Here is a 25,053-nt window from a genome sequence, read left to right as displayed (position 1 = left end):
CAACCGATCTCGTTTGCCGCACAATTCACAAAGTGCAAGGCTTGTTCCCCGTCCTTCGGGCGGGACATGTCGCAGAACAATAACAGAGATGACGGGCGTTCTGAAGCATACTGCGGGCTTGCGGCGCCCGGGGGCTGGCAGGACTGCCGGGCGCGCCTTGGCGCCCGGTCCACCGTTTATGGCTACAGAATGAAATCGCCCTTCACGAGGTCGATATTGGCGTCGATCTTGATCGAGAAGTCGGATTTCCTGTCGCCGTTGACGTCGCCGTAGATGAAGGTGTCGCCGTTCTTGTTGACGTAGCGAAGCTCACCCGCCTTGCCCGAATAGGACTTCTCGCCGATGAAGGAGAAGGCCTGGTTGCCGGAGGATTTCGTCGAGGCGTCGATGGCCGAGAGGTCGATCTTGTCGCCCTGGCTGCGGGAAAAATCCTCGATCGTGTCGCGGCCGGACGATGAGACCGTGCTGTCCGACAGGGACTTGAAGATGAAGCGGTCGGCGCCCGAGTCACCGAAAAGCACGTCGGCGCCGGAACTGCCGGTCAGCTTGTCATTGCCCGAGCCGCCCTTCATCCGGTCGTTGCCGGAGCCGCCGAGAAGGCTGTCATTGCCGGAGCCGCCGTACAGGCTGTCGTTGCCGGCGCCGCCGCTCAAACTGTCATTGCCGCTGTAGCCGTTCAGCGTGTTGTTGCCGGAATTGCCGCCGATCGTGTTGGAGAGCGAATTGCCGGCACCGCTGGTATTGCCCGTGCCTGTCAGCACGAGCTTTTCCAGATTGCTGCCCAGCGTATAGCTGCGGCTTGCCCGCACCGTGTCGGTGCCGCCGCCCGAGCTTTCGACAACCACGTCACCGGAATTGTCGACATAGTAGGTGTCGTTGCCGGAGCCGCCTTCCATGCGGTCGGCGCCGGTGCCGCCGTTCAGCGTGTCGTTGCCGGAGCCGCCGATCAGGCGGTCATTGCCCGCACCGCCGCTCAGGCTGTCATTGCCGGAGCTGCCGTTCAGCGTGTTGTTGCCGCTGTTGCCGGTGATCGTGTTGTTGAGGCTGTTGCCGGTGCCGCTGGTATTGCCGGTCCCTGTCAACACGAGGTTTTCGACATTGGCGCCGAGGGTATAGCTGCGGCTTGCCCGCACGGTGTCGGTGCCGCCGTTCGAGCTCTCGACCACCACGTCGCCGGCATTATCGACATAATAGGTGTCGTTGCCAGAGCCGCCTTCCATGCGATCCGCCCCGGCCTTGCCATCGAGCCTGTCATTGCCGTCACCGCCGGTCAGCGTCTCGTTGAACGCCGTGCCGGTCAGCACATCATTGCCCGAAGTGCCTTCGATATCCGAGGCGAAGACGCGCTGGTGGACGGCTCTGATTTCGAATCCATTTAAGGCGGCCCAGGTCACGACCCAATTCCCGCCCGGCAGGGCCTCGACTTTGGGGAAATAGCCATAGGCCTCCTCGGTCGTCGCAACGAATTCCTCGCCGCCAACCGGATTGCCGTCACTGTCGTAGCGTTGCTGATAGATGCCGCGCTGACTGTCGCCAAAGGACTGCCAGACGACGACCCAGCCGCCGTCATCGAGCGCGGCGACCGAGGGTTCCTTCTGGCTGCCCTCGGTCGTGGTGTTCACCCTGCTTTCACCGCCGACCTTGTTTCCGTTGGCATCATAGCGTTGCTGATAGACCCCATCGCTGTCTCCATCCTGGTCCCCGGAGTTCCAGGTGACGATCCAGCCGCCATCGGCGAGAACGGCTGCATCATGGCTAGCCTGATTGTCCTGAATGGTCGTGTTGACCATCGACATGAGACCGGTCGGAGAGCCGTCCGCATCGAACCTCTGCATGAACACGTCACGCGCCGTGCTGTCGTTATAAAACATCCAGAAGGTGATCCAGCCGCCATCCGGCAGGGCGATCACAGCGTCAGTGCTCGGGTAAGAGACATTGGCGGGGCTGGCCGCCGTCTCGCCGCCGACCTTGTCGCCATCGGCATCGAACCGCTGCTGATAGACAGCCGTGTTGCTACCGCTGCCGCCCCAGGCAACGACCCAGCCGCCATCCGCGAGCGTCGTGATCTGCGGATCTGACCCCGACTTGTTGGTCATGTCGAGACGCTCGGGCGAACCGACCGCATTGCCGTTCGAATCGAAAACGAACTGGTAGATACCGAATCCGTCCTCGCCGCCAGTCCTCATCACGGTCACCCATCCGCCATCATCGAGAGTGGCAACAGCGGGACCATACGCGCTGCCGGGAGCTTCAAAAACAGTGACCGTTTCGCCTACGGTATTGCCGGCGGCATCGAACCGCTGCTGGAGGACAATCATCGGTGCATCGTCGTCATCGCTTGTCCGTGCGCGCCATGTCGTGAGCCAACCACCATCGGCAAACGTTGCGATACCGGCATCTCTGACGGTTCCGTTATCCCCTGTGTAGACGGTTGTTTCGGTCTGTGCGGTGGCGTTCGAGCTCATCTGCTTTCCCTCTATGTTGTTCGCGGCGGCGCGACATGGGCGTCACCGATGAGACATTGACGTTTGCGGTAATCGTGGTCCGGGCATCGTTTCCGGAGAGCGTCGCGGATAGCGCCCACGACGTCCCCTGTCCCCGGCCCGCTCACAAAATGAAATCGCCCTTCACGAGGTCGATATTGGCGTCGATCTTGATCGAGAAATCGGATTTCCTGTCGCCGTTGACGTCGCCGTAGATGAAGGTGTCGCCGTCCTTGTTGACGTAGCGAAGCTCGCCGGCCTTGCCGGAATAGGACTTCTCGCCGACGAAGGAGAAGGCCTGGTTGCCGGAGGATTTGGTCGAGGCGTCGATCGCCGAGAGGTCGATCCGGTCGCCCTGGCTGCGCGAAAAATCCTCGATCGTGTCGCGGCCGGACGACGAGACCGTGCTGTCCGACAGGGACTTGAAGATGAAGCGATCGGCGCCCGAGTCACCGAAAAGCACATCAGCGCCGGAACTGCCGGTCAGCTTATCATTGCCCGAGCCGCCCTTCATCCGGTCGTTACCGGAACCGCCGAGAAGGCTGTCATTGCCGGAACCGCCGTACAGGCTGTCGTTTCCGGCCCCGCCGCTCAAACTGTCATTGCCGCTGTAGCCGTTCAGCGTGTTGTTGCCGGAATTGCCACCGATCGTGTTGGAGAGCGAATTGCCGGCGCCGCTGGTATTGCCCGTGCCTGTCAGCACGAGCTTTTCCAGATTGCTGCCCAGCGTATAGCTGCGGCTGGCCCGCACCGTATCCGTGCCGCCGCCCGAGCTCTCGACCACGACGTCGCCGGAATGATCGACATAGTAGGTGTCGTTGCCCGAGCCGCCTTCCATGCGGTCGGCGCCGGTGCCGCCGTTCAGCGTGTCGTTGCCGGAACCGCCGATCAGGCGGTCATTGCCCGCACCGCCGCTCAGGCTGTCATTGCCGGAGCTGCCATTCAGCGTGTTGTTGCCGCTGTTGCCGGTGATCGTGTTGTTCAGGCTGTTGCCGGTGCCGCTGGTATTGCCCGTGCCCGTCAGCACCAGGTTCTCGACATTGCTGCCGAGCGTGTAGCTGCGGCTTGCGCGCACGGTGTCGGTGCCGCCGCCCCAGCTCTCGACCACCACGTCTCCGGCATTGTCGACATAATAGGTGTCGTTGCCGGAGCCGCCTTCCATGCGGTCGGCGCCAGAACCGCCATTCAGCGTGTCGTTGCCGGAACCGCCCTTGAGCGTGTCATTGCCTGCCTCACCGTTCAGCGTGTTGTTGCCGCTGTTGCCTGTCATGACGTTGTCCAGGCTGTTGCCGGTGCCGCTGGTATTGCCGGTGCCTGTCAGCACGAGGTTTTCGACATTGGCGCCGAGGACATAGCTGCGGTTGGCGCGCACCGTGTCCGTGCCGGCATCCGCCTCCTCGACCACCACGTCGCCGGCATTATCGACATAGTAGGTGTCGTTGCCGGCGCCGCCGATCAGCGTTTCGTCAAACACCGTGCCCGTCAGGGTGTCATTGCCCGAGGTGCCTTCGACATCCGAGGCGAAGATGCGCTGGTGGACGACTGGCTTAGAGGTAACCGGGTCCTCCGATACCCAGCTGACGATCCAGCCGCCATTGGGCAGGGCGGTCACGGAAGCACTATCCTGGTAGCCTTCCGTCGTCACATTGACGAGCGTCTCGGTTCCGACCGCATTGCCGTCGCTATCGTAGCGCTGTTGATAAATGCCGTAGCTGTCGCCATCCTGGCCAAAGGACTGCCACGTCACCACCCAGCCGCCATCTGAAAGCGCGACGACGTCCGCATCGCTCTGGAAACTGGTGCTGGTCGCATTGACCTGCGTCTCCCCGCCGACGGCGTCGCCGTCGCTGTCGTAGCGCTGCTGGAAAATGCCGGTCTGGTCGGCATCGGGCGACTCCCAGGTCACCACCCAGCCACCATCCGAAAGCGCGGCAACGGCCGGAAATCGCTGCGTTCCCGCGCTCGTCGAATTGACCCGCGTCTCGCCGTCGACCTTATCCCCATTGGCGTCGAACCGCTGCAGGAATATATTCCCGTCGACGACAAACCATGTAACAACCCAGCCGCCGTCGGAAAGGGCCACCAAGTCGGGGAAGACATGCCGACCCGACGTCGTCGTATTGACCTGCGTTTCCGCGCCGACCGTATTGCCGTCGGCGTCGAAACGCTGCTGCAACACGTCCTCATTGCCGGAACCCGCTTGCCAGGTCGTGACCCAGCCGCCGTCGGAAAGAGCCACGCTTTTGACAAGACGCACATCGCCCCCGGTCGTATTGACCTGCGTTTCCGCGCCGACCGTATTGCCATCGGCGTCGAAACGCTGCTGGACGATCGGGCCCCCGTCGCTCGTCACGATAAAGCCGCCGTCCGCAAGAGCGACCACCGTCGGCTTAAAATGCTCCACGTCAGGATCACCCACCGGGATTTCGGCGCCCACGGGATCTCCCGCTGCGTCGAAGCGCTGCATAAATACATGGGTGTTATCGGCGTCGTCAGTCGCCGACCAGATGGCGATCCAGCCGCCAGCCGGTAGCAAGGTGACGGTCGGGTCGTTCATCCCGCTCGCGGTTGTCGTGCTGACAACGATTTCGTTGGTTCCGGTTGCGTTCGAGCTCATCTCATTGGTCCTTCACATCGTTCAAAACGGTCGTCGTGTCGCGCCCGGCGGGTTCGTACATGCCGCCTCATGCGGTTCCGCCGGGCGCGATCGCCGTGCCTTGAGGCACAGCCCTGCTGTTTCATCACCGCCGCGCGCAGGCGGTGTCGGTGTCTTCGACATCTTTTCATTCCGGGCGGCGGCGCGGTCGCGTTCAATCGCCCCCCCCTTGCCAGATCGGCGGCCGTACTTGCTGTGCCGCGCATCACATGCCGCGCCCCTTGTGAAATCGTAGGAGAACCGCAGCCGGGATCAGCCGGTAGCGGCCGGAGCACAAAACGGTGAACTTTTACCACTTGGAAAAAAATTGGGCGCGGCCCTGCAAATCGCGGTGCGTGCACAAGTCATTGCGTTTTGTGCAGCGACGGCTATTTTCCGAACGATACGCCGTGGAATGCATTTGCGGCGCTGCGACGCGGTTTGCGTGCATGGCCCTCCGACCGGGGCACCAGAACGGCACCGGTTTCGATATTTGATACGAAAATCACCTCATAAAAGAATTTCAAGCGAGCGACTGCAAATGAGCCTACATGACAGCCTGGCCGGCGACCGGACGCGGATACCGAACCTCAGGTTTTCGACCGAAAGCATACGGCAGGAGGAGCAGTTCGACGCCTGGTGCGAGTTCACGTCCTCGATGTGCGACCTGGAGGCGATCACGCCGCCATCGCAGGGCTTTCGCGCCAGCGCCGACTCCTATCGCCTCGGCTCGCTGCAACTGACCTCGTTCGAGCTCTCGCCGATGAACTTCCGCTACACGCACGATATCGTCCGGCGATCCGGCTTCGACCACTGGTGCATCAGCGTGGTGACGCAGGGGCCGGTGGGCTACGAAAGCCGGGACAGCGAGTTCAAGGTGCCGGCCGGCCAGCTGATCCTGCACTCCTATGCCAGCCCCTTTTCCGGCGTGATGGACAAAACCAATTACAGCGGCGTATTCTTCACCCGCGACGACTTCTGGGACATCGCCGACCAGCTGGACCGCGCCGCGCATCAACTGGTGCAGGGGCCGATGTCGCAGATCCTGCGCGATTTCCTGGTATCGATCGCCAACCGCGCCAACCATCTGACGGTCGGCGAGGCCTCGGCCGTCGGCGATGCGTTCGGGCAGTTGATGCGGGCGATGATCGCCGGCACGCCGGCGACGCTCGAAAGCGCGCAGGCGCCGATCGCAGCCGTGCAGTTCGACCGGGCGCGTCGCCACATCAACGCCAATCTCCGCTCGCCCGACCTGAGCGCCGACCATATCTGCGCCACGATCGGCGTGTCGCGCCGCCAGCTCTATTATCTCTTCGCGGAACAGGGTGGCGTCGCGACCTATATCCGCAATCGCCGTCTCGCGGCCTGCTATGCCGCGCTCTCGAAGACGTCGGACGGCCGGCTGGTCAGCTCGATCGCCTACGAATACGGCTTTACCAACCTCTCGTCCTTCTATCGGCAGTTCCACGCCCGATACGGCTTCAGTCCCACAGAGGCGCGCGCGGCGGCGCGAAGCGGCACGGCACCGGCCAGCGCCGACACCGGCACCTTCGTGGACTGGCTGTTGCGCACCGAGCCGGCCTGAGCGTCGGCCGCCTGACCGACCCGTTTTTTTCTGCCGGCGCCGTTCATCGGGAGCGCCGACGCCCGTTTGCCAAGGTTCGACATGCTTATCGAAATCGTATTGCCGCTCATCCTGATCATCATCATGTTTTCGCTCGGCCTGGAGCTCGGGCCGCGAGATTTCGCCGAGGTGGCTCTTCGTCCGAAGGCGTTCGCGCTCGGCGCCTTCAACCAGATGCTGGTGGTGCCGCTTGCCGCCTTCGTGCTGGCAATGCTGTTTTCCCTGCCGCCGGAACTGGCGGTCGGGCTGATGATCCTGGCCGCCAGCCCCGGCGGCGTGCTGTCGAACTCGGCGACACGGCTGGCCGGCGGCAATGTGGCGCTCTCCATCTCGCTGACGGCGGTGATCTCGCTCGCCGCGACGCTGACCCTGCCGCTGGTGGTGGCCTTTGCCGTCGGGTATTTTCGCGGCGGAGAGGCGCCGGCGCTCGATGTGACCGGGCTTGGTCTCACGGTCTTCGTGCTGACGGCGGCCCCGGTCGGCCTCGGCGTTCTCGTGCGCCGGTATTTTCCCCGCTTCGTCGCAAAAAGCTCCGCGGCGATCGCGCGGTTTTCGATGTGGCTGTTCCTAGTGACCATCGTCGCGGCTGTCATCGCCAACTGGCAGGCCTTCGCCGACAATATCGGCGCGCTGTGGCCCGTGCTCATCGCGCTCAACGCCACGCTTCTGGCTGTCGGCTGCCTGACGGCCTCTCTCGCCCGCCTGCCCGCGCGGGACATGACGGCGATCGCCATCGAAACGGGCACCCAGAACGGTGCGCTTGGCATCGCCGTCGGTCTGGCGGTGGCTGCGACAAGCACCGGCCTGCCCGACCCGACTCTGCCCTCGGTCATCTACTCGATCACCGCCTGGATTTTGACCATGCCCTTCGTGCTGTGGCGACGGAGCCGGTCTTCCAGCTTACCGGCGACCGCGCCTGATGGCGTTGCCTGACGGATTTTCCACCTACAAAATGAAATCGCCCTTCACGAGGTCGATGTTTGCGTCGATCTTGATGGCGAAGTCGGATTTCCTGTCGCCGTTGACGTCGCCGTAGACGTAAGTGTCGCCGCCGGAGTTGATGTAGCGGAGCTCTCCCGCCTTGCCGGTAAACGCGGTCTTCTCGCCGATGAAGGTGAAGGCCTGATTGCCGGAGGATTTCGTGCTGGCGTCGAGGGCTGAGAGGTCGATCCTGTCGCCTTGGCTGCGGCTGAAATCATAGATCGTGTCGCGGCCGGAGGAGGCCACCGTGCTGTCGGAGAGAGACGTGAAGACGAACCGATCGGCGCCGGTGCCGCCGTAGAGCTTGTCGGAGCCGGCGCCGCCGGTGAGCCGGTCGTTGCCGGAACCGCCTTCGAGGCGATCGTTGCCGGTGCCACCGAGAAGGCTGTCATTGCCGTTGCTGCCGCGCAGGGTGTCGTTGCCGGAGCCGCCGGACAGCGTGTTGTTGCCGGTGTTGCCGGTGATCACATTGGCGAGGCTGTTGCCGGTGCCGGAGAGGTTGCCGGTGCCTGTCAGCACGAGGTTTTCGACATTGCTGCCGAGGGTATAGCTGCGGCTGGCGCGCACCGTATCGGTGCCGGCGTTTGCCGCTTCAACGACGATGTCGCCCGCGTTGTCGACATAGTAGGTGTCGTTGCCGGTGCGGCCCAACATCGTGTCGGCGCCGCCACCGCCGTTCAGCACGTTGTTGCCGGCATTGCCGACGATCATATTGGCAAGCCCGTTTCCGGTGCCGTTGATGCTGGCGGAGCCGATCAGCACGAGATCCTCGACATAGGCGGCGAGCGTATGGGAGACCGAAGCGTCGACGGTATCGTGTCCCCCGCCCGATCGCTCGGTGACGACGTCGCCTGCATTGTCGACGTAATAGGTGTCGTCGCCCGCGCCACCGATCATGGTGTCGGCGCCGGCGGCGCCGTTCAAAACGTTGTCGCCGGAATTGCCGGTGAGCCTGTTGGCAAGCCCGTTGCCGGTGGCGTCGATGTTGGCGGTGCCAGTGAGAACGAGGTTCTCGACATGGGCCGAGAGCGCATAGCTCAGCGCCGCGCGGACCGTGTCGGTGCCGGCGGAGGCGGTTTCGCGCACGATGTCGCCGACATCGTCGACATAATAGGTGTCGTTGCCGGTGCCGCCCTCCATCGTGTCGGCGCCGGCCTGTCCGTCGAGCGTGTCGTCGCCGGCCATGCCGCGCAGCAGGTTGTCGCCGGTATTGCCGGTCAGGCGGTTGTCGAGATCGTTGCCGGTGGCATCGATGTTCGCCGAGCCGGTCAGCACGAGGTGTTCGACATTGTCGCCGAGGGTGAAGGAGACCGAGGCGCGGACGGTATCTGTGCCGTCATTGGCGTCCTCCTCGACGACATCATAGATGCTGTTCACCTGGTAGACGTCGTCGCCGGCCAGACCGCGCATCAATTCGCCGAGGACGGTGCCGGAGATCGTATCGTCAGCGGCGGTGCCGTCGATGTCGGGAGCGTACCAGCGGGTTACGAGGCCGGAGAGGGATTTCCAACTGACAACCCAGCCTCCGTTGGCGAGCGCCGTCACTTTGGGATGGGGAGTTGTGGTCGCGACGGCATCATTGACGAGCGTTTCGCCGCCGATCGCCGTGCCATCGGCGGCGTAGCGCTGCAGGTAGATGTCCGCGCCGCTCGCATCCTGGGACTGCCAGACGACGACCCAGCCGCCGTCGGCAAGGCCGGCGACATCGGGATATTCCTGAGCGCCAGCAACCGTGGTGTTGACGCGCTCCTCCAAGCCGAGGAAGCTGCCGTCGGCACCGAAACGCCGCATATAGACGCCGAGGCCGCTGCCGTCCTGCCCGTTCGATTGCCAGGTCACCAGGAAGCCTCCACCGACGAGCGCGGTGACACGGGGCATGTACTGGTCGCCCGTCTCGATCTTGTTGACCAATTCCTCGACGCCCACCGGCGATCCATCGGCGGAAAAGCGCTGGAGGTAGACGCCATAGCCGCCGCCATCCTGATTGTCGGAGAACCACACAACAACCCAGCCGCCAGACCGCAGGCCGGCCACATGCTGCAATAACTCGTTTGCGCCGGTGGCGGTGTTAACGCGGGTTTCGGAGCCGACTGCAACACCGTTCAGGTCAAATCGCTGCTGGTAGATGCCATAGCCGGCGCCATCTTGGCCAAAGTCGCTCCATGTGACGATCCAGCCTCCATCAGCGAGCCCCGCGACGGTCGAAAACTGTTGGTTGTTCACCGTTCTGGTGTTGACGAGAACCTCTCCTCCCACCGGCGTTCCGTCGGACGCAAACCGCTGCTGAAATACATCCGGCGTGTTCAGATGCATCGACATCCACGTTACGATCCATCCCCCGTCGTCGAGCATGGCAACGGACGGTTCGTCTTGGGAGGATTGGGTTGTCGCGTTGACGAGCTGCGCTCCGGAGATCGCGGCTCCGTCGGCGCCGAAGCGTTGCTGATAGATGTCATAGCCGCTATTATAAGTGAAGAGCCACCCGCCATCCGAAAGCATCGTGATGTCGCGGAAGTTGCCTGTGCCGCCGCCAGTTACCTGGGTTTCAGAACCTGCCGTCGCCTGAATTGTCATCAACAACATCCTTTTCTGGAAAACCTGCCGGCTGGCGCCCCTTTCGCCGCCGCCTCACAAAATGAAATCGCCCTTCACGAGATCGATGTTGGCGTCGATCCTGATCGCGAAATCCGAGCTCTTGTCGCCGTTAACGTCGCCATAGATGAAGGTGTCACCGCCGGAATTGACGGTGCGAAGCTCGCCGGCCTTGCCGGTGAATGCCTTCTCGCCGATGAAGGAGAAGGCCTGGTTGCCGGAGCTCTTCGTCGAGGCATCGATGGCGGAGAGGTCGATCCTGTCGCCCTGGCCGCGGCTGAAATCGTAGATCGTGTCGCGGCCGGAGGAGGAGACTGTCGAGTGGGAGAGCGCGGTGAAGATGAAGCGGTCGGCGCCGGTGCCGCCGTAGAGCTTGTCGGCGCCCGTGCCGCCGGTCAGGCGGTCGTTGCCGGAACCGCCTTCGAGGCGATCGTTGCCGGTGCCACCGAGAAGGCTGTCATTGCCGTTGCTGCCGCGCAAGGTGTCGTTGCCGGCGAGGCCGGAGAGCGTGTTGTTGCCGGAACTGCCCGTGATGCTGTTGGCCAGGCTGTTGCCGGTGGCGGAGAGGTTTCCGGTGCCTGTCAGGATCAGGTTTTCGACGTTGCTGCCGAGGGTGTAGCTGCGGCTGGCGCGGACCGTGTCCGTGCCGCCGTTCGCGGCTTCCAGCACCACATCGCCGACGTTGTCGATATAGTAGGTGTCATTGCCGGCGCCGCCGATGAGGCTGTCGGCGCCGGAGCCCCCGTTCAGGACGTTGTTGCCGGCATTGCCGAGGATCGTATTCGCAAGGCTGTTGCCGGTGCCGTTGATGCTGGCAGATCCGAGGAGGATGAGGTTTTCGACATAGGCGGAGAGGGTGTGAGAGACGGACGCATGGACGGTGTCGGTTCCCCCGCCCGATCGCTCGGTGACGACGTCGCCTGCATTGTCGACGTAATAGGTGTCGTCGCCCGTGCCACCGATCATGGTGTCGGCGCCGGAGCCCCCGTTCAAAACGTTGTCGCCGGAATTGCCGGTGAGCCTGTTGGCAAGCCCGTTGCCGGTGGCGTCGATGTTGGCGGTGCCTGTAAGGACGAGGTTCTCGACATGGGCCGAGAGCGCATAGCTCAGCGCCGCGCGGACCGTGTCGCTGCCGGCGGAGGCGGTTTCGCGCACGACATCGCCGACATCATCGACATAATAGGTGTCGTTGCCGGCGCCGCCCTCCATCGTGTCGGCGCCGGCCTTTCCGTCGAGCGTGTCGTCGCCGGCCATGCCGCGCAGCAGGTTGTCACCGGTATTGCCGGTCAGGCGGTTGTCGAGATCGTTGCCGGTGGCGTCGATGTTGGCCGAGCCGGTCAGCACGAGGTGTTCGACATTGTCGCCGAGGGTGAAGGTGACGGAGGCGCGGACGGTATCCGTGCCGTCATTGGCGTCCTCCTCGACGACATCATAGATGCTGTTCACCTGGTAGACGTCGTCGCCGGCGAGACCGCGCATCAACTCGCCGAGGCTGGTGCCGGAGATCGTATCGTCAGCGGCGGTGCCGTCGATGTCGGGAGCGTACCAGCGATGCACGATGTCACCCTCCGAGGCCCAGCTCACCACCCAGCCGCCATTGGCAAGCGCGGTGACGACGGGCTCGATCTGGTTGCCGACCGTTGTGGAATTGACCAGCGTTTCGCCGCCGACCGCCGTTCCGTCGGCGGCGTAGCGCTGCATGTAGATGCCAGCGCCGCTTGGATCGGCCGATTGCCAGACGACCACCCAGCCGCCATCGGCGAGCCCGGCGACATCCGGCGACCATTGGGCATTTACGGTGGTGGTATTGACGAGCGTCTCGGAGCCCAAAAGACTGCCGTCGGCGGCGAAACGCTGCATCCATATGTCGTGCTCGTCGGCGCCGCCCATCCAGACGATAAGCCAGCCCCCGTCGGCAAGGGCGGCTGCCACGGGCGTCTCGTCGCCGTTGGCGGAATAAGGGATGGTGCTCTCAAGATTGATGATCGAGCCATCCGCCGCGAAACGCTGGCAATAGAGGCCGCGATTGAAGGTTTGACCGGAATTAGTCCAGACAACGAGCCAGCCGCCGTTGGCAAGCGCAATCATGTCCGGATGTGCCTGATTGCCGTAAGTACTGAAATTGACGATCCACCCGAGGATCAGCTGTCCATTTTCATCGAACAGTCGCTGGCTGATTCCCAGCCCATCGCCGTCGGCCAAGTAGCTTTGCCAGGAGATCACCCATTTGCCGTCTGGCAGCGAGACGATCGCCGGCGAGGCGACCAAAGGCCAGTCGCTGCGAAAAGCGCCCTGCCCGCCCACGGTGCTGCCGTCGCTCGCATAGCGCTGATGGCCTATGTAGTCGCTGCCGCCGGTTTGGTATGTCCACGTCACCACCCAGCCGCCATCGGCAAGGGCGGCGACGGCCGACTCGGCTACGTCATAGCTCGTATCGGTATTGACCACCGTCGGGTTGCCAATCGTCGTGCCATCCGACGCGAAGCGCTGCTGATAAACCGCGTTCGAGATACCATTTGGGCCCACACCGGACGACGTGATCACCCAGCCGCCATCCGCGAGCGCCGTGATGGAATGGATGCCACTCGATCCGGAGGCGATGTCCTCCGCCGTGAACTCAGAACCTGCCGTCGCCTGAATTGTCATCAACAACATCCTTTCTGGAAAAATCTGCCGGCCGGTACCCCTGGCGGCGCCGTCTCACAAAATGAAATCGCCCTTCACCAAGTCGATGTTGGCGTCGATGCGGATCGAAAAATCCGAGGTCTTGTCGCCATTCACATCGCCATAGATGAAGGTGTCGCCGCCGGAGTTGACGTAGCGCAGTTCGCCGGCCTTGCCGGTAAAGGCCTTCTCGCCGATGAAGGAGAAGGCCTGGTTGCCGGAGGATTTCGTCGAGGCGTCTATCGCCGAAAGGTCGATCCTGTCGCCCTGGCTGCGGGAGAAATCCTCGATGACATCGCGGCCCGACGAGGAGACGGTCGAGTCGGAGAGCGCCTTGAAGATGAAGCGGTCGGCGCCCGAGCCACCGAAGAGAATGTCGGCGCCGGAATTGCCGGTCAGGCGGTCGTTGCCGGAACTGCCCTCCATCCGGTCGTTGCCGGATCCGCCGTTCAGGACGTCGTTGCCGGAGCCGCCGAGGAGACGGTCATTGCCCGAGCCGCCCGACAGCGTGTCATTACCGGAACTGCCGTTCAGCGTGTTGTTGCCGGAATTGCCCGTGATGCTGTTCGCGAGGCTGTTGCCGGTGCCGGAGAGGTTGCCGGTGCCTGTCAGAACGAGGTTTTCGACATTGCTGCCAAGGGTGTAGCTGCGGGCCGCCCGCACAGTATCGATGCCGCCGTTGGAGCTCTCGACCACCACGTCACCGGCGTTGTCGACATAATAGGTGTCGTTGCCCTGGCCTCCCTCCATCCGGTCGGCCCCGGTGCCGCCGTTCAGGACGTTGTTGCCGGCGTTGCCGGTCAGGCTATTGGCGAGGTCGTTGCCGGTTCCGTTGAGGTTGGCGGAACCTGTCAGGACGAGGTTTTCAACGTTGGCTGTGAGGTTGTATGAGATGGACGCGTTGACAGTGTCGGTGCCGTCGGCAACGCGTTCGTTGACGACGTCGCCGGCGTCGTCGACATAAAAGATGTCATCCCCCTCTCTGCCGTCCATGAAGTCAGCGCCGGTTCCGCCATCGAGGACGTCGGCGCCGGTACCGCCATCCAGAGTGTCGTTGCCGGACCCGCCATTGAGAACATCGTCGCCGAAACCTCCTTCCAGGGTGTCATTGCCGCCACCGCCGCTCAGGATATCGTTGCCATTTTCGCCGTCGAAGATCTCGTCACCGGCCCCGCCCAGCAGCTCGTCGTCGCCAGAGCCACCTTCGACAACACCCACAATCGTTCCCAGCCGGCCATCATAATAGTCATTGTCATCATAAAGGCGCACGTCGCCCTTCAGGACGCCGCTGTTTATAATGCGGTCCACGCCGTAGGACACGGATGTAATCGAATAGCTACCGCCCTCGATGACCCCGGTATTGTGGATCTCGAAGGTACTGCCAGTGTCTCCCTCAAGCAGCACCCCAGCGTACAGACTGGTGATGGTTCCCCGGTTGGTGATCAGTGACGGATCGCCGGAAAAAGCAGCAACCTGCTGCAGAGATATACCGGCATCGCCGCCCCATATCAGGCCGTCATTGGTGATCGACTGTCCGTCCGCGCTGAGATAGATGCCGTAATGATCAAATCCCATTACGACCCCGCTTGCGCCGACATTGACGGTCGAGTCGTCGGTGACCATTCCCCAGACGCCCCGAATGCCACTGGCGCCGACAATCTGTCCTTCGATATCGAATTGACTGCGTGCACCGTTGAACTGGATTGCAGCGTAATCGATGGTCACCAGTCTGACGCCTGCGGCAAGGATGTAATGCTCGTCGTCCTGCACCTCAAGATACGTCGCGGTGCCGCTCCAGTCCGTGGTGATCGTCGTCGCCATGTTCTTTCTCCCTTGTGTGTTGTTTCAAACCTGCTCCCGTGTCGCGGGCATTTTCAGTCGATCACGAGCGCACCCGCGGCGCCGTCTCACAAAACAAAATCGCCCTTCACGAGGTCGATGTTTGCGTCGATCCGGATCGAAAAATCCGATTTCCGGTCGCCGTTCACGTCCGCGTAGATGAAGGTGTCGCCGCCGGAGTTGACGTAGCGAAGCTCTCCCGCCTTGCCGGTGAATGCCTTCTCGCCGATGAAGGAGAAGGCCTGGTTGCCGGAAGACCTGGTCGAGGCATCGATGGCGGAGAGATCGATCCGGTCGCCCTGGCTGTGGCTGAAATCGTAGATCGTGTCGCGGCCGGAGGAGGAGACCGTCGAGTCGGAGAGCGCGGTGAAGACGAAGCGGTCGGCGCCGGTGCCGCCGTAGAGCTTGTCGGCGCCCGTGCCGCCGGTCAGGCGGTCGTTGCCGGCTTCGCCGCGCAGGGTGTCGTTGCCGGCGAGGCCGGAGAGCGTGTTGTTGCCGGAATTGCCGGTGATCACGTTGGCGAGGCTGTTGCCGGTGCCGGAGAGGTTGGCGGTGCCTGTGAGCAGGAGGTTTTCGACATTGGCACCGAGCGTGTAGCTGCGGCTGGCGCGGACCGTATCGGTGCCGGCGTTCGCGGCCTCGACCACCACGTCGCCGACGTTGTCGACATAGTAGATGTCGTTGCCCTGACCTCCCTCCATCCGGTCGCCGCCGGTGCCCCCGTTCAGGACGTTGTTGCCGGCGTTGCCAGTCAGGCTATTAGCGAGGTCGTTGCCGGTGCCGTTGATATTGCCGGTGCCTGTGAGGACGAGATTTTCGACATTGGCCGTCAGGGCGTAGGTGATCGAGGCATTGACCGTATCCGTCCCTGCCCCGCTGTTTTCGGTGACAACATCGCCGGCGTCGTCGACATGGAAGGTATCGTTGCCGATGCCGCCCTCCATGGTGTCGGCACCGGTGCCGCCATCGAGAACGTCATTGCCATCGGCGCCGTAGAGCGTATCGGTGCCGGCGCCGCCGGACAGGCTGTTGTCGCCGTCATTGCCGGTCAAGGTGTTGTCGAGGTCGTTGCCGGTGCCGTCGATATCGTCGGTGCCCGACAGCACCAGATTCTCGACATTGGCGGTCAAGGCATAGCTGATCGCGGCGTTGACGGTGTCCGTGCCCTCGCCCGTGCTCTCGGTCACGACGTCGCCGGTATTGTCGACGTAGTAGGTGTCGTTTCCGCTGCCTCCCTCCATGCGATCGGCGCCGGTGCCGCCGTCGAGGCTGTCATTGCCAGTGCCGCCGATCAACGTGTCGGTTCCGGCATTGCCTTCCAACTGGTCATCGTCGGCGCCGCCGTCGAGCGTCTCGTTGCCGGTGCCGCCTTGGAGCACGTCGTTGCCACTGCCGCCGTAAACGACACCAAGGATCGAGCCCAGCCGTCCGTCATAGAGATCGTCGGCGCCGCCGAGCAGCACGTCGCCGATCATGCGGCCACTGTTGGTGATTTCGGTGACAGCAAGATTGCTTGGGACGAACGAGCCATTGAAGGACGTCGTTACGCCCGCGATTAGGCCGGTATTGGTCAGGACGAGCTTCTCGGATCCGTACTGCTCGATGGCTGCGTAAAGCGAATCGCCTGCGCCGATGATCGAGCCGCTGTTGACGATGGTCGACGTGGTGGAGCCGCTTGCGGCGATAAAGATACCGTAGGTGCCGGAGATCAGTCCGGCGTTAGTGATCAGGCTGCCGGAAGACGTCACGAGAACGCCCTCGACGGTCGAGGTCAGCACACCGGTGGCATGAACGGTGAGCACATTGCTACCAGCGATCGCGCTATTCGAGCCGAGTGAGATCGACCAGGTCCCGCCGAAAACGTGGCCGTAGATGTCGATGTCGTGGTTCGTGCCATAGGCGGTGATGCCTGCGGCGTTGAATGTGGCCGTATTGCCAACGACGGCGCCGTAGCGGACGATCACATCATCGCCGCTCGTGATCGCCGTCGCGGTAGTGCCGACAGTCCTGCCGGTAAAGTCTTGCAGTGCCATTATCCGATCTCCCGAAGCTATGGAACGCAGCGATCCACGCCGCGCGGCCCTCGAACACATGGTTGCGAACCGGCGGCGGTCCGCCTACCGCCGGCTCGCCCGATCCGCCGCCTCACAAAATGAAATCGCCCTTCACGAGGTCGATATTGGCGTCGATCCTGATCGCGAAATCGGAGGTCTTGTCACCGTTGACGTCAGCGTAGATGAAGGTGTCGCCGCCGGAATTGACGGTGCGGAGCTCTCCCGCCTTGCCGGTGAATGCCTTCTCGCCGATGAAGGAGAAGGCCTGGTTGCCGGAGCTTTTGGTGCTGGCGTCGAGGGCCGAGAGGTCGATCCGGTCGCCTTGGCTGCGGCTGAAATCGTAGATCGTGTCGCGGCCTGACGACGCGACGGTGCTGTCGGAGAGTGCGGTGAAGACGAACCGATCGGCGCCCGTCCCGCCGTAAAGCTTGTCGGCGCCAGTACCTCCGGTCAGGCGGTCGTTGCCGGCCTCGCCTTTCAGGGTGTCGTTGCCGGCGAGGCCGGAGAGCGTGTTTGCGCCGGAATTGCCGGTGATGGTGTTGGCAAGGCTGTTGCCGGTGCCCGTCAATCCTCCGGTGCCTGTCAGCACGAGGTTCTCGACATTGGCGCCAAGGGTGTAGCTGCGGCCGGCGCGGACCGTGTCGCTGCCGGCGTTCGCGGCCTCCACGACGATGTCGCCGGCATTGTCGACGACATAGGTGTCGTTGCCGGCGCCGCCGGTCATGGTGTCGGCGCCCGCGAGCCCGTCGAGCGTGTTGTTGCCGGCATTGCCGGTCAGCGTGTTGGCGAGCGCGTTGCCGGTGCCGTTGATGTTGGCTGTGCCCGTCAATACGAGGTTTTCGACATTGGCTGTCAGCACATAACTGATCGACGCGCGGACGGTATCTGTGCCCTCGCCCGCGTTCTCCGTAACCGCGTCGCCGGCATTGTCGACAAAATAGGTATCGTTGCCGGTTCCGCCAAAGAGGGTGTCGGCGCCGCCGCCGCCGTTCAGGATGTCGTTGTCATCGCCGCCATAGAAGGTTTCGGCGCCTGCGCCGCCGAGCAATTCGTCGTCGCCATCGCCGGCCTCGACGTCGCCGACGATCGTGCCGAGGCGGCCGTCGTAATAGTCGTCACCGCTGCCGAACGAGATCGCGCCCTTGATGGTGCCGCTGTTGGTCAGGCGGTCCGCCGCACCGCCGGATTGCAAGGCATGGGTTCCGCCCTCGATCCGCCCGGTATTGGTGACCTCGATGCGGGCGTCGCTGACGCTTGAGTAGATCGCGATCGTGGTGCCGATGATGGTCCCGTCATTGGTGATGGTATTGACACCACCTCCGGCGGCAAACAGCGGCTGGAAATTGATGCCGTACGAGGCCCCCCAGATCAGCCCTTGATTGCTGATGACATGGCCGTAGTCGATCAGCGAGATGGCATCGCCCGCCGATCCCAAGGCCGCTCCGAGCGGGCCGACATTGATCGTCGCGTTGCCGTATTCAAGGCCGGCGATGGCATTGTTGCCGACGACCATGCCTTCAACATCGAGACGCGCATTATCGGCCTCGATATAGATGGCCGTTCCACCAAATGTCGACATGATGCTGACGCCGGCGGCGATGACATACTGGTCTGCGTCCTCGATATCGAGAAAGGTGCCGGTGCCGGTCCAACTGGAGGTAATCGTCGTCGTCATGATTTTCTCCCGTCACAAAGTCTCTGTTGATCAAAGGATGAAGTCGCCCTTCACGAGGTCGATATTGGCGTCGATGCGGATGGCGAAATCGGATTTCCTGTCGCCGTCGACGTCGGCGTAGATGAAGGTGTCGCCGCCGGAGTTGACATAGCGGAGCTCGCCGGCCTTGCCGGAATAGGACTTCTCGCCGATGAAGGAGAAAGCCTGGTTGCCGGAGGTCCTGGTGCTGGCGTCAATCGCCGAGAGGTCGATCCGGTCGCCCTGCGAGCGGGAGAAATCCTTGATCACGTCGCGGCCGGTGGAGGAAACCGTGCTGTCGGCGAGTGCGGTAAACACGAAACGGTCGGCGCCCGAGCCGCCATAGAGCGTATCGGCGCCCGTGCCGCCGGCGAGGCGGTCGTTGCCGGCCTCGCCTTTCAGGGTGTCGTTGCCGGCGAGGCCGGAGAGCGCGTTGGCGCCGGAATTGCCGGTGATCACGTTGGCGAGGCTGTTGCCGGTGCCGGAGAGGTTGCCTGTACCTGTTAGCACGAGGTTTTCGACATGGCTGCCGAGCGTGTAGCTGCGGGAAGCGCGGACCGTGTCCGTGCCGGCATTGGCCGCCTCGACGACCAGGTCACCCGAGTTATCGACGTAATAGGTGTCGTTGCCGGTGCCCCCTTCCATGCGGTCGGCGCCCAGGCCGCCGTTCAGGGTGTCGGCGCCGCCAAGGCCGCGCAGCGTGTTGTTGCCGGAATTGCCGGTGATGACGTTGTCGCGGGTGTTGCCGGTCGCGGCGATGTTGCCCGAGCCCGTGAGAACGAGGTTCTCGACATTGGCGGCGAGGGTATGCGAGACCGATGCGCGGACGGTATCGGCGCCGGCATTGGCGCCTTCGACGACGACATCGCCTGTGTTGTCGACGTAGTAGGTATCATTGCCGGTACCGCCTTCCATGCGGTCGGCGCCGCCGAGGCCGTTCAGCACATCGTTGCCGCCGAGGCCTTTCAGCGTCTCCGCCCAGGACGAGCCGGTCAGCGTGTCGGCCCCGGTGGTGCCGACGCGATCGAGGGCGTAGTGGCGGATATGGGGGCCTTGCCCCCCTGGCGCGCTGCTGCTGGCGTTCCACATCACCAGCCAGCCGTATTCCGTCGCCACGATGGATGGCTTGTCCGAGACGTTGCTATCGACGATCACGGTCTCGCCTCCGACGCGACTGCCGGCCGCGTTGAAGCGCTGCTGGACGAGACTAAAGATACCGCCTAGGCCTTGCGAAACCCAGGCGACGACAAAGCCGCCATCCGCAAGGGCGACGATGGCAGGGGAACCCTGCGCGCCGCTCGTCGTGGTATTGACCGCGACTTCGCCGCCGACCGGATCGCCATTGGCATCATAGCGCTGAAGATAAACGCCATGCTGATTGCTATCCAGCCCCTGCCAGACCACCACCCAGCCACCGTCCTCCAGCCCCGTAGCGGCCGCATCGACCTGGCTGCCGACAGTTGCGGTATTGACGCGCGTTTCGGACCCAACCAGCACGCCGTTGGCCGCATAGCGCTGCATGTATATATCGGTGTCGTCGGCACGATCATCGAAGGCGGTCCAGGCCACGAGCCAGCCACCGTCCTCCAGCGCCGTCACCGAGGGAGTGTCCTGGCTGCCCGGATGATAGGTGTTGACCACGATCTCACCCCCGACCGGCGTTCCATCCGCCGCGTAGCGCCGCTGGACAATGCCGTTGCCATCGAGGTCTATGTCGAACCCAGACCAAGTGACGACCCACCCGCCATCCGACAACAATGCGATGGAGCGCTCGTAGGAGATCGTCGTTTCGAAGGTGTTGACCTGGCTTGGGGATCCCACCAGCCCGCCGTTGGAATCGTAGCGCCGCTGGAAGATGTCACCCGATTCGAAATCGGTATCATCGCCGAGCCAGTTGAGAACCCAGCCGCCGTCTTCAAGTGCGGTGACGCGTGGAGCAACAGCGTAGGTCATGTCCGAGGCAAGCTCGATTACTCCGCCGACACGACTGCCGTCGGCGGCATAGCGCTGCATGGATATGCCTTTTCCACCGCCCTCCAGATCGACAACCCAAGCGACGACCCAGCCACCGTCGGCGAGGCCCGTGACCGATTGGCTAAAACCGCCAGAGCTGGTGTTGACGCGCTCGATTGCGCTGCCTGTCGCCTCGGATCCCATGTCGAAACCTCCATCCCGCCGTTGAGAAAAGGGGCCGGCGAAAGGACAGGCGCCGCCGTTCGGTCCCGCGACAATCAAGTCCGCGTGACCGGCGACACACCTTGCTTTTCAGCGGTCGGCACCCCTGCTAACAGGATGGATAGACAAGGAAAAAAGCGGTTACAACAATTTTGGGAGGTAATTGTCCGGCAGGCGCGATTTTGGCGGGAATGGTCAAAATGCGTGACGTGGCTGGTCAAAAACGCGGAAGAATGTTTTCCTTGCCCTGACGATTTCAGCACCAGCCCATCTTTGACCCGACCGGCCCATGACGATCAAGACACCGATCCCTGCCATTCACGTCGATACGCAAGATTTTCCCGCCGCAGAGCAGTTCGCCACCTGGAGCCGCGGCGTCACCACCCACAAGATCACCCGGCCGGTGGCGGCGACGGAGCCGTTCATGGCCGTGGTCGACGCCTGGATGCTGGGCGACATGGTGCTCACCCATTCGCGGCTCGATCCGACGAAATTTTCGCGCACGACCGAGATGATCCGCGCCGACGGCATCGACTGGGTGCAGGTGGTGCTGATCAATGCCGGCACGCTGACCTTCCAGACGGACGATCAGGGCGAGCCACGGCAGATGTGGCAGGGCGAGGTTGCCGCCTTCGACGCGCGCCGGCCGCTGACGACGGAAAGCTCAATCATCGAGTGCGTGACCTGCACCGTGGCGCGGCGCGCCTTCACTGCGGTAAACCACGAGCCCTTTCATCACCACGGACGGGTGATCGACGGGCCGTGGGGACGGTTGGTCGCCGACTGCCTGCTGTCGCTCGTCCGACAGGTGGGCGAGATGCAGGCCGCCGACGCGGCCAACCTGACGACCGCCTTCGTCAACCTGCTGGTGACCGCCCTGCGCGCCAAGGAGCGTGACGCGCCGGCGCCGCCACAGAAACCCTCGGTGCCGCTGCGCCAGCGGGTAGAGGCCTATATCGACCAGAACCTCACCGCCGCCGACCTGACGCCGAAGAAGATCGCCTCCGATCTCGCGGTGTCGCAATCCAATCTCTACCGCGCCTTCGCCAATACCGGCGGGGTGACCGCCTATATCCGGCGGCGGCGGCTGGAGACGATCCATTCGCGGCTCAATGGCGGCGACGCGATCTCGGTCGGCGAGGTGGCACGCGCCTACGGCTTCGTCAGCGCCGCCCATTTCAGCCGCGCCTTCCGCCGCCAGTTCGGCTTCGCGCCGCGCCGGACCCGCGCCATGGACATGCCGGCGGGGCCGGTCGTCGACACGGAAAACGCCAACCTCTTCCGCGCCTGGGAAGAGCGGCTGAGCTGAGCGGCGTGCGCATGCCTCAGAGGATGAAATCGCCCTTCACGAGGTCGATGTTTGCGTCGATGCGGATGGCGAAGTCGGAAGCCTTGTCGCCGTTGACGTCGGCGTAGACGTAGGTATCGCCGCCGGAGTTGACGTAGCGGAGCTCGCCAGCCTTGCCGGAATAGGCCTTCTCGCCGACGAAGGAGAAAGCCTGGTTGCCGGAGCTTTTGGTGCTGGCGTCGATGGCCGAGAGGTCGATCTTGTCGCCCTGGCTGCGGGAGAAGTCGTAGATCATGTCGCGGCTGGTGGAGGAGACGGTGGAGTCAGAGGTCGCGGTGAAGATGAAGCGGTCGGCGCCCGATCCACCGTAGAGCTTGTCGGCGCCAGAACCGCCGGTGAGCTGGTCGTTGCCGGCCTCGCCACGCAGGGTATCGTCGCCGACGAGACCTTTGAGGATGTTGTTGCCGGAGTTGCCGGTGAGCGCGTTGGCGAGCGTGTTGCCGTTGCCGTTGAGGTTGCCTGAGCCGGAAAGGATGAGGTTCTCGACATTGGCGGCCAGCGTGTGGCTGATCGAGGAGCGGACCGTGTCGGTGCCGGCATTCGCCGCCTCTACGACAACGTCGCCGGAATTGTCGACGTAGTAGGTATCGTTGCCCGAACCGCCTTCCATGCGGTCGGCGCCCGAGCCGCCGTTCAGCGTATCGTTGCCGGACCCGCCGATGAGCGTATCGTTGCCGGCGCCGCCGTCGAGCGTGTCATTGCCCGCACCGCCATCGAGCCGGTCGTTGCCGGCAAGGCCGCTCAGGGTATTGTTGCCACTGTTGCCCGTGATGACGTTGGCGAGGCTGTTGCCGGTGCCGGTGAGGTTTCCGCTTCCTGTCAGCACGAGGTTTTCCACCGAGCCGCCGAGGGTGTAGGAGATCGAAGCACGTACGGTATCCGTGCCCTGGGCGGCCATTTCCTGCACCTGGTCGCCGGCCGAGTCGACGATGTAGGTATCGTTGCCGAAGCCGCCGAGCATGATGTCGTTGCCGCCTTGGCCCTCGAGTATGTCGTTGCCGCCGTAGCCGCGGATAGTCTCGTCGAAGGCCGTGCCTTCCAGCGTGTCGGCCCGCGCCGTGCCGTCGATGTCGGTGGCGAAGACGCGTTGGGCGATGTCGGAATCGCTCCCATCCGACGTCGTCCATGTCACGACCCAGCCGCCGTCGGGCAGTGATGCGACTTGCGGCCCGCCGCCAGAGCCTTCGACATTCAACCTGCTTTCGGTTCCCACCATATTACCAGCGGCGTCGTATCGCTGCTGGTAGATGTTTCGGCTGCCGCTATGGCTGGAACCCCAGACAATCACCCACCCCCCGTCCGCAAGCGCCGTTAACGCCGGAAACGACTGATCGCCTGAGGTGGTCGTGTTGACGCGTTGCTCGGCGCTGGCGGCACTGCCATCGGCGTTAAAGCGTTGCTGGTAGACCTCGTTTTGATAGGGATCATCGGAGGAGTGCCATGTTACCACCCAACCGCCATCGGACAGACCAGCAATGGCAGCTGTTGGATCAACGCCGGCTCTATCCGTGCCGATAGTTTCTGTTTCGCCCATCGCCGTCCCATCTGCCGCAAAGCGCAACTGACGAATACCATAGTTGCCGCTCTCGCTGTTCTGGAGGGTCCACGCTACGACCCAACCTCCATCGGACAGGGCGGCGACCACCGAGTTGTATTGCTGTCCCGTGTTCGTGCCACCAACACGTATTTCCATAGCGCTAGCCATACCATCCGAGGCGAAACGCCGCTGGTAGACATTAGCATCGCCTTCATGATCGGAACTCCAAGTCGCGATCCAGCCACCGTCCGCAAGCCCTGTGAGAGACACAATGCCCTGAAAGCCATCAGCCGACGTATTGATGCGGACCTCGCCGCCCAACGCCATGCCATTCGCGTCGAAACGCTGCTGGTAGACGTCGCTGTCGCCGGCCTCGTGGTCATAGTGTTCCCATGCGATGACCCAGCCGCCTTCGGCCAAGGCCGTGACCTTAGGAGCCTGCTCATAGAGCGCCAGAGTGGTGTTGACCTGCACCTCCCCGCCGATCGCGGCGCCATCGGCACCGAAACGCTGCAAAAAGATCTTGGTCCCGCTGATATTCTGAGGCGACCCCTGCCATGTCACCACCCAACCGCCATCGGCGAGCATGGTGATCACGCTGCTGTGTTGACCGTATTCAGTCGTCGTGTTGACGATGGTCTCGCTGCCGCCGGTCGCTCCTGCCGTCATGATCCTTCCCCCTCCTGGGCTTTTTGTGAAAGACAGGCGGGCGGACCGGATGGGACATGTCAGGAAAGGAGCGTCCTCATACGACCCGGATGCGGCCTGTCGTTGGCGCGGAGGCTAGCGGGACGGCAAAGGGGAGTCGCCGTCCATTTTTGATCGTGGCAGCGCCGAATTCTTCGGCCGGCGTCGGCATGGGTGGGACGCGGCACAACCTTCGGCCTCAGAGGATGAAGTCGCCCTTCACGAAATCGATCGTGGCGTCGACGCGGATGGCGAAGTCCGAGACCTTGTCGCCGTTGACGTCGCCGTAGACGTAAGTGTCGCCGCCGGAGTTGATGTAGCGGAGTTCGCCCGCCTTGCCGGTGAAGGCGGTCTTCTCGCCGATGAAGGTGAAGGCCTGGTTTCCGGAGGATTTCGTCGATGCGTCGATAGCGGAGAGGTCGATCTTGTCGGCCTGCGACCGGGTGAAGTCGTAGATCATGTCGCGGCCGGAAGACGCGACCGTGCTGTCGGAAAGCGTAGTGAAGATGAAGCGGTCGGCGCCAGATCCACCGTAGAGCTTGTCGGCCCCTGCCCCGCCGGTGAGCTGGTCGTTGCCGCCCTCGCCGCGCAGGGTGTCGTTTCCGGCCAGACCTTTGAGGATGTTGTTGCCGGCGTTGCCGGTGAGCGCGTTGGCGAGCGTGTTGCCGTTGCCGTTGAGGTTGCCTGCGCCGGAAAGGATGAGGTTCTCGACATTGGCGGCCAGCGTGTGGCTGATCGAGG

The 25,053-nt window shown here is 63.3% G+C and carries 12 protein-coding genes and 1 pseudogene; 3 read left to right on the top strand and 10 right to left on the bottom strand.

Features of this window, described 5'->3' with window-relative positions:
- Nucleotides 1-182: 182 nt before the first annotated feature.
- Nucleotides 183-2,465 (bottom strand): calcium-binding protein, encoded by a 2,283-nt coding sequence (locus tag J5J09_RS22475; RefSeq protein ID WP_208554498.1) that lies wholly within the window; start codon nucleotides 2,463-2,465, stop codon nucleotides 183-185.
- Nucleotides 2,466-2,607: 142 nt separating this feature from the next.
- Nucleotides 2,608-5,100, bottom strand: coding sequence for a calcium-binding protein (locus J5J09_RS22470; protein ID WP_208554497.1), 2,493 nt, complete (start codon nucleotides 5,098-5,100; stop codon nucleotides 2,608-2,610).
- Nucleotides 5,101-5,659: 559 nt separating this feature from the next.
- On the opposite strand from J5J09_RS22470, the gene J5J09_RS22465 reads away from it, so the two are divergent.
- Nucleotides 5,660-6,703, top strand: coding sequence for a helix-turn-helix domain-containing protein (locus tag J5J09_RS22465; protein ID WP_208554496.1), 1,044 nt, complete (start codon nucleotides 5,660-5,662; stop codon nucleotides 6,701-6,703).
- 81 nt (nucleotides 6,704-6,784) lie between these two features.
- Nucleotides 6,785-7,675 (top strand): bile acid:sodium symporter family protein, encoded by an 891-nt coding sequence (locus tag J5J09_RS22460; protein ID WP_208554495.1) that lies wholly within the window; start codon nucleotides 6,785-6,787, stop codon nucleotides 7,673-7,675.
- A gap of 12 nt (nucleotides 7,676-7,687) precedes the next feature.
- Here J5J09_RS22460 and J5J09_RS22455 read toward each other — a convergent pair whose 3' ends face one another.
- From J5J09_RS22455 to J5J09_RS22430, 6 genes are all read right to left on the bottom strand, one after another.
- On the bottom strand, nucleotides 7,688-10,297 hold the full coding sequence (locus J5J09_RS22455; protein ID WP_208554494.1) for a calcium-binding protein: 2,610 nt from the start codon (nucleotides 10,295-10,297) through the stop codon (nucleotides 7,688-7,690).
- A gap of 54 nt (nucleotides 10,298-10,351) precedes the next feature.
- The gene (locus J5J09_RS22450; protein ID WP_208554493.1) at nucleotides 10,352-12,961 is read right to left on the bottom strand and encodes a calcium-binding protein; all 2,610 of its coding nucleotides are present in this window, start codon (nucleotides 12,959-12,961) and stop codon (nucleotides 10,352-10,354) included.
- Nucleotides 12,962-13,015: 54 nt separating this feature from the next.
- Nucleotides 13,016-14,800 carry a calcium-binding protein gene (locus tag J5J09_RS22445; RefSeq protein WP_208554492.1) on the bottom strand — a complete coding sequence of 595 codons (1,785 nt, stop codon included), beginning with the start codon at nucleotides 14,798-14,800 and terminating at the stop codon, nucleotides 13,016-13,018.
- A gap of 86 nt (nucleotides 14,801-14,886) precedes the next feature.
- On the bottom strand, nucleotides 14,887-16,851 hold the full coding sequence (locus tag J5J09_RS22440) for a calcium-binding protein (protein ID WP_246746070.1): 1,965 nt from the start codon (nucleotides 16,849-16,851) through the stop codon (nucleotides 14,887-14,889).
- Nucleotides 16,852-16,963: 112 nt separating this feature from the next.
- The gene (locus J5J09_RS22435; protein ID WP_208554490.1) at nucleotides 16,964-18,547 is read right to left on the bottom strand and encodes a calcium-binding protein; all 1,584 of its coding nucleotides are present in this window, start codon (nucleotides 18,545-18,547) and stop codon (nucleotides 16,964-16,966) included.
- 30 nt (nucleotides 18,548-18,577) lie between these two features.
- Nucleotides 18,578-20,722 (bottom strand): calcium-binding protein, encoded by a 2,145-nt coding sequence (locus J5J09_RS22430; protein ID WP_208554489.1) that lies wholly within the window; start codon nucleotides 20,720-20,722, stop codon nucleotides 18,578-18,580.
- Nucleotides 20,723-21,029: 307 nt separating this feature from the next.
- Here J5J09_RS22430 and J5J09_RS22425 point away from each other — a divergent pair, with 307 nt between their 5' ends.
- On the top strand, nucleotides 21,030-22,049 hold the full coding sequence (locus J5J09_RS22425) for a helix-turn-helix domain-containing protein (RefSeq protein ID WP_208554488.1): 1,020 nt from the start codon (nucleotides 21,030-21,032) through the stop codon (nucleotides 22,047-22,049).
- Between the two features lie 16 nt (nucleotides 22,050-22,065).
- On the opposite strand, the gene J5J09_RS22420 is transcribed toward J5J09_RS22425, so the two are convergent.
- Together J5J09_RS22420 and J5J09_RS22415 are read right to left on the bottom strand one after the other, a co-directional pair.
- On the bottom strand, nucleotides 22,066-24,294 hold the full coding sequence (locus J5J09_RS22420) for a calcium-binding protein (protein WP_208554487.1): 2,229 nt from the start codon (nucleotides 24,292-24,294) through the stop codon (nucleotides 22,066-22,068).
- A 217-nt stretch (nucleotides 24,295-24,511) separates the two neighbouring features.
- Nucleotides 24,512-25,053: pseudogene (locus J5J09_RS22415) on the bottom strand (protease); the annotation flags it as partial.

The sequence above is a fragment of the Ciceribacter sp. L1K22 genome, from assembly GCF_017599385.1.
In the GTDB taxonomy this organism is placed as follows: domain Bacteria; phylum Pseudomonadota; class Alphaproteobacteria; order Rhizobiales; family Rhizobiaceae; genus Allorhizobium.
This window is presented reverse-complemented; position numbering and strand designations above follow the sequence as displayed.

Excerpts from the sequence above, each read along its gene's own strand:
- J5J09_RS22475 (WP_208554498.1), bottom strand. The coding sequence starts at position 2,465 with ATGAGCTCGAACGCCACCGCACAGACCGAAACAACCGTCTACACAGGG.
- J5J09_RS22470 (WP_208554497.1), bottom strand. The coding sequence starts at position 5,100 with ATGAGCTCGAACGCAACCGGAACCAACGAAATCGTTGTCAGCACGACA.
- J5J09_RS22465 (WP_208554496.1), top strand. The coding sequence starts at position 5,660 with ATGAGCCTACATGACAGCCTGGCCGGCGACCGGACGCGGATACCGAAC.
- J5J09_RS22460 (WP_208554495.1), top strand. The coding sequence starts at position 6,785 with ATGCTTATCGAAATCGTATTGCCGCTCATCCTGATCATCATCATGTTT.
- J5J09_RS22455 (WP_208554494.1), bottom strand. The coding sequence starts at position 10,297 with ATGACAATTCAGGCGACGGCAGGTTCTGAAACCCAGGTAACTGGCGGC.
- J5J09_RS22450 (WP_208554493.1), bottom strand. The coding sequence starts at position 12,961 with ATGACAATTCAGGCGACGGCAGGTTCTGAGTTCACGGCGGAGGACATC.
- J5J09_RS22445 (WP_208554492.1), bottom strand. The coding sequence starts at position 14,800 with ATGGCGACGACGATCACCACGGACTGGAGCGGCACCGCGACGTATCTT.
- J5J09_RS22440 (WP_246746070.1), bottom strand. The coding sequence starts at position 16,851 with ATGGCACTGCAAGACTTTACCGGCAGGACTGTCGGCACTACCGCGACG.
- J5J09_RS22435 (WP_208554490.1), bottom strand. The coding sequence starts at position 18,547 with ATGACGACGACGATTACCTCCAGTTGGACCGGCACCGGCACCTTTCTC.
- J5J09_RS22430 (WP_208554489.1), bottom strand. The coding sequence starts at position 20,722 with ATGGGATCCGAGGCGACAGGCAGCGCAATCGAGCGCGTCAACACCAGC.
- J5J09_RS22425 (WP_208554488.1), top strand. The coding sequence starts at position 21,030 with ATGACGATCAAGACACCGATCCCTGCCATTCACGTCGATACGCAAGAT.
- J5J09_RS22420 (WP_208554487.1), bottom strand. The coding sequence starts at position 24,294 with ATGACGGCAGGAGCGACCGGCGGCAGCGAGACCATCGTCAACACGACG.